The sequence below is a fragment of the Holophagales bacterium genome, from assembly GCA_016699405.1.
GTDB lineage: Bacteria > Acidobacteriota > Thermoanaerobaculia > Multivoradales > JAGPDF01 > JAAYLR01.
Window position 1 is genome coordinate 3,335,654 of record CP064972.1, and the last position, 11,539, is coordinate 3,347,192.

Genomic DNA, 11,539 nt, shown 5'->3' on the forward strand with positions numbered 1-11,539 from the left:
AGAACCGACGGCAGGCGGGACGGGCGTCGCAAAGTGAGGGCGCGATCGTCATTCCCGAGTGACGGCTTCCGGGAGTGGCTCGTCGCGGGAGACGGGTTCCGGAGCCGCTTTCCCCTTCGGACGCGACTTGCGGTGGCGCTCCGAGTCGCTTAGCCTCCGGCGCGATGCCCAAGCCGAGAGTGGACGCGGCGGGCGGCCTGGCCGCCCTGGCCTACGTGTTCGAGAAGGGGCGCGAAGCGGGAGGGCTCGCCGGGCTCTACCGGCGTCTGCGCTCGCGCAACGCCTGCAAGACCTGCGCGCTCGGCATGGGGGGGCAGCAGGGCGGGATGGTCAACGAGGTCGGCCACTTCCCCGAAGTCTGCAAGAAGTCGATGCAGGCCCAGGCGGGCGACATGGCCGGAGCGATCCCCGAGTCGTTCTTCCGCGAGACGAGCCTCTCCGAGCTCGAACGGATGAGCTCGTTCGAGCTGCAGCATCTCGGGCGGCTCGCCTTTCCGCTCGTCGCCGGACCGCACGACGAGCGCTTCCGCCGCCTCTCGTGGGACGAAGCGCTCGACCGCGCCGGGCGGGCGCTCGCCGCCGCGTCGCCCGACGAGACCTTCTTTTACGCCTCGGGCCGCTCGAGCAACGAAGCCGCCTTCCTCCTGCAACTCGTGGCGCGTGCCTACGGCACCTCGAACCTGCACAACTGCTCCTACTACTGCCATAGCGCCTCGGGGGTCGGGCTCACGGAGGTCTACGGCTCGGGCACCGGGTCGGTCGCTCTCGAGGATCTCGGCCAGGCCGACCTGGTGCTCGTCGCCGGTGCGAACCCGGCGAGCAATCATCCGCGGCTGATCACCCAGCTCGTGGCGCTGCGACGCCGCGGCGGCCGGGTCATCGTCGTCAACCCGCTGCGTGAGCTCGGCCTGACCCGGTTCCGCATCCCTTCCGATCCGGCGAGCCTGCTCTTCGGCTCGACAGTCTCCGACCTCTACCTGCAACCGAACGTCGGTGGGGACGTGGCGCTCTTCAAGGCGCTGCTCAAGGGCGTCCTCGAGCGAGGCGGCGTCGACGCGGCCTTCGTCGGTGAGCACACGAGCGGGTGGGCGGCCGTCGAGGCGGACCTGGCAACGACCGCGTGGGAGACCCTCGTGGCGGCGAGCGGGGTTGCGCGACAGGAGATCGACCGGGCCGTCGGCATGCTCTGCGGCGCCCGGCGCGGCATCCTGGCCTGGGCGATGGGGCTGACCCACCATGTTCACGGCACCGAGAACGTGCTGGCCGTCGCCAACCTCGCCCTCGCTCGCGGCTGGCTCGGGCGCCCCGGCGCCGGACTGCTTCCGATCCGCGGCCATTCGAACGTGCAGGGGGTCGGCTCGATGGGTGTCGCGCCGCGGATCCGCGAGGCGTTCGCGACCCGACTCGAATCGCTCTACGGCATCCAGGTGCCGCGGGAGACCGGACAGGACACCTACGGCTCGATGGTCGCGGCGAGCGAGGGGCGGGTGCGGGCGGCGGTGCTGCTCGGCGGCAATCTGTTCGCCTCGAACCCCGATCGTACCTGGGCCGCCGCGGCGCTGCGGCGCATCGACACCACCTTCGCCATCACCACGCACCTCAACGAGGGGCACGTCCATGCGCGTGGGCGCGAGACGCTCATCGTGCCGGCGTTGGCGCGCGACGAAGAGGCGCAGATGACGACGCAGGAGTCGATGTTCAGTTTCGTGCGGTGCTCGGCGGGCGGCGAACCGGCGATCGACGGGGAGATGCGCTCCGAGGTCGAGATCCTCGCCGCGCTCGCCGGGCGGATTCTGCCCGCGGGGCGCTTCGACTGGGCAGCGCTTCGCTCGCACGCCGCTCTGCGCGAGGCGATTGCGCAGGCGGTGCCGGGCTACGAGCCGATCGCCGAGGTCGAGTCGACGCGCTCCGAGTTCGTCGTCGGCGGGCGCCGGCTCCACGAGCCGCGCTTCGCCACCGCCGACGGTCGGGCCCACTTTCACGTCACCCCGCTGCCGGACTTCCATCTCGGTCCGGGCGAGCTCCGTCTGGCGACGATCCGCTCCGAAGGGCAGTTCAACACGGTGGTCTACGAGATCGAGGACCTGTATCGCGGCAATGCGCGCCGCGACGTCGTGATGATCTCCGCGGACGACGCTGCAGCGCGTGGTCTCGCCGAAGGCGAGCGGGTGGTCGTCGAGAGCTCCTGCGGGGCGCTGGAGGCGAGCGTCGCATTCGCCGAGCTCCCCGCCGGGAACGTCGCGATGTACTACCCGGAGGCGAACGTCCTCGTTCCCCGGCGCCTCGATCCGCGATCGATGACTCCGGCCTTCAAGTCGGTGGCCGTCCGCTTGCGTCCCGTCGGGTCGATCGGGTCGACGCTGGAGGCGTCGATTCGGGGCGCGGACGGGCAGAGGTCCGCGTAGGAGACGGAGCTCCCCTGGCGCCGGTGGGGACGTCCGGTCCTCGACCTGGAGGGCGAGCGGGCTCGCCCTTCGCTGTCGCCGGTGGCGAACCGCGACCTACCGAAGCGGCGCCGGTGTGGGCTGAGGAGGCCTCGGTTCCGCGTCGACGAGCTTGAGCTTGCGGCCGAGCAGCAACGAGAGTGGGTCCTCGCTGATCCCGATGGCACGACCGCGGGCCAGCGCGGCGTCGAGGTCGAGCCCGAGATACTGCGCGCCGTAGGCGGCCCAGACGTACGAAGCGCGCCAGGCGACGGTGCAGTGGAGAAGCACCGGCCCTCGGTGACGCAGCAGGGCCTCGTGCACCTTCTGAAGCACCTCGGGCCGGAACGGCGTTTCGCCGCCGATCGGCAGGCTCAGGTACTCCATGCCCAGCGCAGCGACGGCCGCCGGCTCGTCGTACAGGACCTCGGTGCGGTCGTTGACCTCGGCGAGGGTGCGGAAGTTCACGATCAGGGTCACGCCGCGCTCTTTGAGCTTCTTGAGCGCCTCCTCGTTCGGCTGGCCGGCGATGTAGACGCGCCCGTCCTGGAAGATCCGGCGCTCGAAGCCGGGGAGGTCGGTGACCGCCTGCGGGAGCGCCGTGCGGTCGATCACCACCGTCGGCGCGGAGTCGGCGGCGAGACCGGCCGACGAGAGAAGGGCGGCGAGAAGCAGGGCAGCACGAGTCGAGCGCATCGAGAGCCTCCGGGGATGGAGGCTACTACGCAACGTCTCCCCCGAAGGTTCTCACGGGACCGGGCAGCGAGGGCCGAAGGTGGCGCAGACCCGGTCCCGCCTGGCGTGTCTCAATTCGCCGCCGGAGAGCAGCTTCCGGCTCCGGGGATCGGCTCGCCGTCGGCTTCGACCGCACCGCGCTCGATCGCGGAATCGACGATCGCGGCGTAGGTCTCGGCGTCGAAGAGGGGCGGCTCGTCGGTGGCACCCTGCGCCGCGAGGGCCTGGACGAAGCCCCGGAGGTGGTTGCGCGAACCGCGGGCCAGGTTCTCGGCCACCGTGGCGAGGTCGTCGGCCGGCGCGAGCTCCTCGAGCCCTTCAACGTCGACGAGATCGGTCTCCTCGACGATTCCGCCCACCGTCAATGCGGAGGTCGCGGACTCCTGCCCGATGGCGAGCAATTCGTCGTAGAGCGCCTGCAGCGAGGAATTGGTGAAGCGGCCCGGCACCTGCCCGAACGCGGGATCGTCGAGCGAGCAACGGGAGATCAGCCAACCCATCAGGTCGAAGTGACGCTGCTCGGCATCGGCGACCTTGGAGAAGGCCTGGATGCGCCAGGTCGCGGCGAATTGCCGGTAGAGGTCACGAGAGAGCTTCTCTTCCTCGCGGACGAAGGCGATCCGCGCCGCCTGGGCCTCGGTGAGGTCGCCGGCCGGCAGGGAGGTGAGGTCGGCGAGGAGGGGCTGTCCCGGGACCTGTCCATCACCACCGGATCCGAGCCCTGGACCTGGGCCCCCGGCGCCCGGGTTGGAGGAGCCGGGGCCGGAAGGGGTACCGTTTCCCGGGTCGGCGGCGCCCGTCGGTGGGCCGAAGGGTCCGTCTCCCACGGGAACACAGGTGGCGGGGTCCGAGCACGATCCGTTGCCGGGGGCTGGTCCCGGTCCGTTGCCGGGTCCCTGGCCGGCGAACGTCGCGGTCGCGATGGCGAGGCTCAGAGGGAGGGCGAGAGCGAGAGTGCGGCGCTGGGCCATCAGGTGTCTCCTGGTTCGGCGATTCGGAGCTTGATCGCTCGGCCGCCGTCGCCTCGTCATCCGGGGCAAGCGGGGTGCCACACGCCGAAAGCCCGTGTTTGCATGCCTTCGGCGCGGCGGAGGCGGGCCGTTGTCGGCACGGGTTGCGGGAGGACTGCAGTTCTTGCCGGTTCCTCCTCTCCCTCGGGGTAGGGAGCGAGTTTCGCTCGCAGCGTAGAATCCGGAGCGAAACGCCGGCGATCGCCGCGTGGCGGCCGGGTTTCGCCTGCGCGGTCGCGCCTCGACTCGACGGGTGCGCACCCGGCGGAACAGCAGATTTCACTCCCGGTGCCAAGCGCCGGTCTGAGGAGGTCGGTCCATGAGCAAGAAGTGGGTGTACGGGTTCGACGAGCTAGCGGCCGCCGAGGCGGCGGTGGGTGGCAGTTGGGATGCGGCGCGCGGGCTACTCGGCGGCAAGGGCGCGAACCTTGCCGACATGACGCGCATCGGCGTGCCGGTGCCTCCCGGGTTCACCGTCACCACCGAGGCGTGCAACGCCTACCTCGCGGCAGGCGAGACGTTCCCGCCGGGCCTGTGGGAGGAAGAGGCGGCCGCGCTCACCCGTCTCGAGCAGCAGACCGGCAAGAAGTTCGGCGACGCCGGCAATCCGTTGCTCGTCTCTTGCCGCTCCGGCGCGAAGTTCTCGATGCCCGGGATGATGGACACCGTTCTCAACATCGGCATGAACGACGCCGTCGCCGAGGGGATGGCCAAGCTCACCGGTGACCCGCGCTTCGCCTACGACAGCTTCCGCCGCCTGGTGCAGATGTTCGGCTCGGTGGTGATGGGGATCGACGACGAGCCCTTCGAGGAAGTCCTCACCGAGGCGCGCAAGCACGCCGGCGTCGAGAACGACTCCGATCTGGGCGCCGAGGACTGGAAGCGCGTGACCGGCGAGTTCAAGAAGATCTTCGCGGCGAAGACCGGCCGCGACTTCCCGCAGGATCCGATCGAGCAGATCCGTCTCGCCACCGAGGCGGTGTTCAAGAGCTGGAACGGCAAGCGCGCCATCGACTACCGCAACGCCGCGAAGATCGCCCACGACCTCGGCACGGCGGTCAACATCTGCACGATGGTGTTCGGCAACCTCGGCAACGACTCGGCCACCGGCGTGGCGATGACCCGCTCCGGCGCCACCGGCGAGAACCAGATCGAAGGCGACTACCTGACCAACGCGCAGGGCGAGGACGTCGTCGCCGGCATCCGCCACACCAAGCCGATCGAACAGCTCAAGGTCGAGATGCCGGCCTCCTATGCCGACTTCGCCGAGATCTGCCGCAAGCTCGAGCTGCACTACAAGGAGATGCAGGACGTCGAGTTCACCATCGAGCGCGGCAAGCTCTGGATGCTGCAGACGCGCGACGCCAAGCGCACCGCGCAGGCCGCCGTGCGCATCGCCGTCGACATGGTGGAGGAGGGGCTGATCACCAAGGAGCAGGCGGTGATGCGCGTCACCCCCGACCACGTCGACTTCTTCCTCCACCCGCAGTTCGACAAGGCGATGGTGAAGAAGGCGATCGAGGCGGGCGACCGTCTGGCGACCGGCCTGAACGTCTCGCCGGGCGCGGCGGTCGGGCAGATCGCTCTCGACGCCGACACCGCCGAGCGCTGGGCCAAGCAGGACGGCAAGCAGGTCATCATGGTCCGTCCCGAGACCAAGCCGGACGACGTGCACGGCATGCTCGCCGCGCGCGGCATTCTGACCAGCCGCGGCGGCCGAACCAGCCACGCGGCTCTCGTCGCGCGGCAGTTCGGCAAGCCGGCGGTGGTCGGCGTGGCGACGCTCGACGTCGACCTCGAAGCGCGCGAGATCCGTGTCGGCAGCCGCACGCTGAAGGAGGGGGACTGGGTCTCCGTCGACGGCACGACGGGCGAGGTCTACGCCACCAAGCTCGAGACGGTGGTGCCGGACTTCAACGACCCGTACCTGATGAAGCTGCTCGGCTGGGCCGACGGCGTCCGCCGTCTGCAGGTCTGGGCGAACTCCGACTACCCGGTCGACGCCCAGCGCGCCCGCGGCTACGGCGCTCAGGGGATCGGCCTCTGCCGCACCGAGCACATGTTCTTCGAGACCCACCGGTTGCCGCACGTGCAGCGGATGATCCTCAACAAGGAGAACCCGCAGATCGTCGCCGAGTGTCTCGAGGCGCTCCTGCCGCATCAGCGCGCCGACTTCGACGGACTCTTCCGCGCCATGGACGGCCTGCCGGTGATCATCCGGCTGATCGACCCGCCGCTGCACGAGTTCCTCCCCGGGCATCTCGAGCTGGCGATGGAGGTCGACGCCCTCGAGCGGACGGGCGGCGACGCCGCCAAGCTCGCCGAGAAGAAGAAGATTCTCGCCTCCGTGGAGAAGCTGCACGAGGCGAATCCAATGCTGGGGCTGCGCGGCGTGCGGCTCGGCATCCACATGGCGGCGCTGACGCGCATGCAGGTGCGGGCGGTGTTCGAAGCCGCCTGCCAGTGCGCGGCCGACGGCATCGACGTCCACCCCGAAGTGATGATCCCGCTCGCCGGCCACTGGCGCGAGCTCGAGGTGCAGCAGCAGGCGCTCGAGGCCGAAGCGGAGAAGGTGATGACCGAGCGCGGCCGTCGCGTCAACTACAAGTTCGGCACGATGATCGAGATCCCGCGTGCCGCGCTGACCGCCGATCAGCTCGCGCGCTTCGCGCAGTTCTTCTCCTACGGCACGAACGACCTGACGCAGACGACCTACGCCATCTCGCGCGACGACGCCGAGAAGGGGTTCCTCATGGAGTACCTCGAGAAGGGGATCCTCAAGGAGAACCCGTTCGCCTCGATCGACGAGGACGGCGTCGGCAAGCTGATGGCGATGGGCGTCGAGCTCGGCCGCAAGACCCGCCCGGGCATGGAGATCGGCATCTGCGGCGAGCACGGCGGCGACCCCAAGTCGATCGACCTCTGCCACCGCATCGGCCTCAACTACGTCTCCTGCTCGCCGTTCCGCGTCCCCATCGCCCGCCTCGCCGCCGCCCAGGCGGCGCTGCGCGAGAAGGGCGTGACGGCGAAGTAGCTCCTCGTCCCACCTGCACCACCCACGGCCGGAAGGGGCGACCCTTCCGGCCGTTTCGTTCATTCTGGGGGTGATGACCCTCGCCGGGAGTCACGGGCGGCGAGGCGGGCGTCGCGCCCGTTCTCACGGAGGCGTCAGGGGCAGACGCGGAGCGCCGCGGTGTCCTGCACCGGAGGGAACGCCCGGCCGCGCGGGTTGTGATACGTCCAGGCCTCACCGGTCGCGGTGTCGGTGACGGTGAGCTCGACACCCACGTCCGTGAGCCCCGCAGCGAACACCCAATAGCTGTGGAAGGCCGGCAACGTGCAGGCGTCGAGCACCTTGACAACCAACTCTACATTCTCCGGACCGAAGAACCAGAAGGCGCCGGAATCGGCGGCGAGCGGCCGGGTGTGACCGGCGCCCTGTCCACCGCCATGGTCCTGCCATTCCGCCTCGACGCGGAAGCGGCCACCGCTCAGGCAGAGGCTGGTCCCGGTAGGCTCGCAGCCGTTGGCGAAGGCGCCGACCTCGGCCCAGATCTGGGACTCTCCCCCTGCCGTCTCGGCCCAGGCCAGGGCCCACTTGCTGTCGCCCTGGATGGCCACTCCGGGTGAGGAGCTCCGAGAGGACGCGACGATCCGCTTGGCGCCGAGAGGTGCGGCGTCGGGTCCGAACTGCTGGACGACCAGTCGATGAGCAGAGGATGGGTTGGGGTGGTCTGGGTCCGGTTCGGTCCAGGAGGCGAGGAAGCGGCCGCGCAGGTCGGCGGCGAGCACCGGCCGAGCAACCTCCGCCCCGGATGCGAGCGCCGCCAGCTCGAGCATGTTGCCAGCCGGTGTGCCCTCCAGCAGGCGACGGGTGCGCAGAGTCGGCACGTGGGTCGCGTCCGCGACGGCGAACCAGGCCGCGCGACCTTCAGAACCTCCGGCAGAGGAGAGCGCAGGGGCCTGGTCGCGCTGCGAGCTCCCATCTTGGATCCGAATCGGGACGACCGCGTCCAGCGGTTCCCCTTCGGCCTCGAGGCGCCGAGCGACCACGGAAGAGGTGAGCGAAGAGCCCTCCTCCGTCGGCTCGGCGAGAGTCCGCAACCAGGCAGCCACGATGCCGTCGGGTCGGCGTGCGAGCGTGGGGTCCGCGTGGCTCGCGCCATCCGGCGGAGAGAGCGTCCGGGGACTGCCTGCAGGGGCGCCTTCGACGTCGAGGGCGAGCGCGCGAATCGCCGCGGGCGAGGACGGGTCGCCCTGCACCTCGGTCCAGGCGACGAACCAACCGGCCCCGGGACGTGACACCGCGTCGTAGCTCCCGAGAGTCCACGCCGGGACCTGCCCGAGCAGGTTTCTTGAGTCGCCGAGCGGCGCTCCGGAAGGCGTGAAGAGCTGACCGAACAGGCTGGAGACGCCGTAGCGCCCGCCCCAGAAGACGACCAGCACCTGGCCGTTCTCGCCGACCGCCAGGCGAGGCCTCCCGGCGAAGAAACCCCCCCACGGGTAGCTCCACTCCCAACCGCGCGGTGTTCCGGACGACTCGAGGAACCGCACCCGGATTTGCGTGAAGCCGCTCGGAATCATCGCTTCCCAGGCGATCGCCCAGCCGCCATCGGGAAGAGCGGCGACCACCGGGTTGCTGGCACTGCCGCCTGAGGCGACCAGGGTCGCTGCCGGTGCGGGCGAGGTGGCAAGGGCGAGACCCAAGACGAGCAGAGCGGAGAGAAGGGTCTGGTGCTGATCGACGGCGTTCCTAATGCCCATGAAGGCCCTCTGGGTGGACGGCGCGCTTTCGCGGCACGACCTTCTTACGAGCCTCCTGATCGTCCCGTCCACCGCATGGGCGAACCGCGCGCGCGTCATCGCCGCCACCTGGCGTCCGAAGCAGGCGTCGGCTCCGCGAAAGCCAGGCGACCCGGCCGTCGGCCGAGAGGCCGAAGAACCACGCCGACAGAGAAGGGCTCCGCCGAACAGGTGCGCCGAACAGGTGCGAACAGGTGCCAGGGGTCTTTCCGGACCCTTCCGGCCGTTTCGTTTCACGCGAGGTTGAAGACTCGAACCGGGCTCGTCCTGAGGTGAAGCGGGCGTCGCCAGGGGTGTCTCATCGCCGCCTCCAGCAGACTCTCGGGCCCGGGCGCCGGTCTGTGCCCGCACTTCGAGAGTCCCTTGCGGACGCGCCTTCAGCCAACGCCAACGAACGCAGACCGGCGCTGACCCGAGCCCGAGCGGAGCCGCCGCTGTGGCCTTCACCGGCGGGACCGCTAGGTAGTTCACACGCAGGGAACCGTCGTGGGTCTGGGTGGAAAGTACGGTTCCTCGTGACGCTTCCGACAACTACGATGGGCTACCGGCAGATGTCGATGGCAACGCGGCCGAGCCTCCCGAGGGCAGCCGGTGTTCCACGCTCCCCCGAGTCGCCAGCCCAGACTCCAGGAGATGTGCATGGACCACAGGCAGAAGCTAGGGTTCGCAGGTGTCGCGTGGATCGCTCTCGTTGCATTGGCGCAAGCCGAGCCGGTCGTGGCCGAGGGAGTCTCGCCGCCCCTCGGCACGGCGGGAAACTACATGGTTCTCGCCACCAACCCGAACCCCACCCCGGGCACGGTCACCTGCACCGACACCGGTCCAGGCGTCTCACTCGATGGCAACATCGGCACGACCTTCACCTCGATCACCAACACGGGTTGCACGATCAACGGGACGATCGACGCCCCGGTCGCGGGTGCGGTCGTCACGGACTTCGGCAATGCTTACGCCGCGCTCCCCAGCCTCAATCCGAGCTGCGACGGCACGATCCCCACCACGAGCACGACGATTCCCCCGGGAGTCTACTGTTCAGCAGCGGGCGTGAGTCTGGGTGCTGGGGTCATCTTCACCCTCGATGGGGGCGCGTCGGACGTCTGGATCTTCAGGGTCGGAACGTCCGGAGTGGGAGCGCTTACCGGGAACAGCTTCCAGGTGGTCATGGCCGGTTCAGCACTGCCCTGCAATGTCTACTGGTGGACTGCCGAGGCGGCGACGATGACCGATTCGAACTTCGTCGGCACGATCCTCGCGGGCACCGCCATCTCGCTGACGCGTGGCGACTACCTCGGGCGAGCTCTGGCGGCCACCGACATCGTGGTAACCGACGCGGCGCCGATGACCTTCGCCGGTTGCGAAGCGCCGCCGGCGACCATTACCGTCAGCAAGGACTTCATTCCGAACAACCTTGCGACGGTCGAAGTGGACCTGGTCTGCTCATCGGGCACGGTCACGAACACACCCCTGAGCGTCTCGGAGTCGGTGCCGGGCGTGTTCGTCGTCAACGGAGCCACCGCTGCAGCGATCTGCACGGCCTCGGAGACCTTGGTGCCGGGGTATCTGGCGGACGCGACCAACTGCCTGAGTGTGCCCCTGGGTGGGAGTTGCACGATCACGAATACCCAGGTCTCGGCGGTGGCGATTCCGGTGCTCTCCAGCTCCGTCATGGTCCTGGTCGCGGCCCTCTTGGCTCTGGTCGGACTTGCCCTGATGCGAAAGCGGACGACCTAGGCACCGTCTGCCGCCGTCTGTTCTCCGCCGCGTGCAGATCCACACGCCCCTACCGCCGTCGGCACGGGCGTTTCGTCTTTCGCTCGGCGATCCGCCACGGCATGGCAGGAGGTGGATCGCCGCCGGACTGATGCCCCAACCTTGCCGGGTGCCAGGGACGTTGCCGAGGCCGACTGGCCCGATGCCGGGCTCGGGTCGTGAAGGCCGACGGCGACCGGTTCCGAGCGGCAACTGAAGGGCTCGGCGATCGCCTCGCTGGCCTTCTGCCGCCTAGCGCAGCAGCGCGGCCAAGCCGCCGAACACGGCGGCGAGCGCGAGAAGGCCGGCGGCGATCAGCAGCATCGTCGCGGTGAGGATGCCCGCTCGCCGCCAGAAGACGACCTGATGCGTGATGAAGTGCTCGACGGCGAAGATCGCCCCGAGTTGCGGCATGTCGCGCAGCGCCTGCGCCGAACGCAGGAGCGGCAGGACGATCGCGAAGCCGATGGCGCCGTAGAAGAGGTAGACCGCCCCGATCGGGAGGAGCCTCGGCTCGGTCAGCCCGCGGAGCAGCACGGCCACGCCGGCGAGGACCATGATGGCGAGAACGACGATGCCGTAGATCGCCAGGAAGCGGATCCAGGAGCGAACCCGGCGGAGTGCGTCGAAGGTCGATGGGGAGAGGGGCGGATGGGCCACCAGGGTGTCGAGCGGCAGCGGCGGCGGCGCCGGCGGAACTGCCTCTCGCGGCGGCTCGGTCGACCCTGGAGGGCGGTACTTGGCGAGCACGATGCCGCAGGCCGGGCAATCCACGGCGTCGGGTAGCAGCTCGAAGGAGCACTTCGGGCAGGTCGGCAT

The 11,539-nt window shown here is 69.7% G+C and carries 7 protein-coding genes; 3 read left to right on the plus strand and 4 right to left on the minus strand.

The genetic code is table 11. The annotated features are described in order from the left end of the window. Positions 1 to 164: 164 nt before the first annotated feature. Positions 165 to 2,405 (plus strand): FdhF/YdeP family oxidoreductase, encoded by a 2,241-nt coding sequence (locus IPJ17_13755; protein QQR72567.1) that lies wholly within the window; start codon positions 165 to 167, stop codon positions 2,403 to 2,405. A 96-nt stretch (positions 2,406 to 2,501) separates the two neighbouring features. Here IPJ17_13755 and IPJ17_13760 read toward each other — a convergent pair whose 3' ends face one another. Further along, complete coding sequence (locus IPJ17_13760) at positions 2,502 to 3,119, minus strand: hypothetical protein (GenBank protein ID QQR72568.1); 618 nt, start codon at positions 3,117 to 3,119, stop codon at positions 2,502 to 2,504. A 110-nt stretch (positions 3,120 to 3,229) separates the two neighbouring features. After that, positions 3,230 to 4,129 (minus strand): DUF2202 domain-containing protein, encoded by a 900-nt coding sequence (locus IPJ17_13765; GenBank protein QQR72569.1) that lies wholly within the window; start codon positions 4,127 to 4,129, stop codon positions 3,230 to 3,232. Positions 4,130 to 4,487: 358 nt separating this feature from the next. Between IPJ17_13765 and IPJ17_13770 the strand changes: the two genes are divergently transcribed. Continuing rightward, positions 4,488 to 7,202 carry a pyruvate, phosphate dikinase gene (locus IPJ17_13770; GenBank protein ID QQR72570.1) on the plus strand — a complete coding sequence of 905 codons (2,715 nt, stop codon included), beginning with the start codon at positions 4,488 to 4,490 and terminating at the stop codon, positions 7,200 to 7,202. Between the two features lie 134 nt (positions 7,203 to 7,336). Here the strand turns inward: IPJ17_13770 and IPJ17_13775 are convergent, their stop codons facing one another. After that, positions 7,337 to 8,932, minus strand: a complete 1,596-nt coding sequence (locus IPJ17_13775) for a hypothetical protein (GenBank protein QQR72571.1) — start codon at positions 8,930 to 8,932, stop codon at positions 7,337 to 7,339. 756 nt (positions 8,933 to 9,688) lie between these two features. Between IPJ17_13775 and IPJ17_13780 the strand changes: the two genes are divergently transcribed. Next, positions 9,689 to 10,702 (plus strand): DUF3494 domain-containing protein, encoded by a 1,014-nt coding sequence (locus tag IPJ17_13780; protein ID QQR72572.1) that lies wholly within the window; start codon positions 9,689 to 9,691, stop codon positions 10,700 to 10,702. A 270-nt stretch (positions 10,703 to 10,972) separates the two neighbouring features. On the opposite strand, the gene IPJ17_13785 is transcribed toward IPJ17_13780, so the two are convergent. Next, positions 10,973 to 11,539, minus strand: a complete 567-nt coding sequence (locus IPJ17_13785) for a zinc ribbon domain-containing protein (GenBank protein ID QQR72573.1) — start codon at positions 11,537 to 11,539, stop codon at positions 10,973 to 10,975.

Excerpts from the sequence above, each read along its gene's own strand:
- IPJ17_13755 (QQR72567.1), top strand. The coding sequence starts at position 165 with ATGCCCAAGCCGAGAGTGGACGCGGCGGGCGGCCTGGCCGCCCTGGCC.
- IPJ17_13760 (QQR72568.1), bottom strand. The coding sequence starts at position 3,119 with ATGCGCTCGACTCGTGCTGCCCTGCTTCTCGCCGCCCTTCTCTCGTCG.
- IPJ17_13765 (QQR72569.1), bottom strand. The coding sequence starts at position 4,129 with ATGGCCCAGCGCCGCACTCTCGCTCTCGCCCTCCCTCTGAGCCTCGCC.
- IPJ17_13770 (QQR72570.1), top strand. The coding sequence starts at position 4,488 with ATGAGCAAGAAGTGGGTGTACGGGTTCGACGAGCTAGCGGCCGCCGAG.
- IPJ17_13775 (QQR72571.1), bottom strand. The coding sequence starts at position 8,932 with ATGGGCATTAGGAACGCCGTCGATCAGCACCAGACCCTTCTCTCCGCT.
- IPJ17_13785 (QQR72573.1), bottom strand. The coding sequence starts at position 11,539 with ATGCCGACCTGCCCGAAGTGCTCCTTCGAGCTGCTACCCGACGCCGTG.